The 263-nt window shown below is 35.7% G+C and carries 1 protein-coding gene; it reads left to right on the forward strand.

Features of this window, described 5'->3' with window-relative positions:
* Positions 1 to 64: 64 nt before the first annotated feature.
* The coding region (locus tag Q4528_RS14335; protein ID WP_303522298.1) for a hypothetical protein at positions 65 to 263 on the forward strand (199 nt) is incomplete at its 3' end.

A 263-nucleotide genomic window follows, 5' to 3' on the forward strand; every position in this document is an offset into this window, starting at 1 on the left:
ATCTTGGAATGGCCAACGGATATTCGGCATAAGCGATGTGCCGAAAAACTTTGACTTTTCTTTTTTGAAAGAGCCTTCTACGGGATCATTTATTTGGAAAAAGTTATTTAAAGATGAAATTGAAGTATCTGTTAAAGATGCGCCAAAATTTATTGTTCAAACAAATTTTAGTTACGAGGTTACCGATGGAGGTTTACGCCGCAGAATTATACCGATAGAATTTACAAACTTCTTTACTCAAGTAGGTGGGCTAGATGTACACT

It is taken from the genome of Staphylococcus pasteuri, from assembly GCF_030547725.1.
Taxonomy (GTDB): domain Bacteria; phylum Bacillota; class Bacilli; order Staphylococcales; family Staphylococcaceae; genus Staphylococcus; species Staphylococcus pasteuri.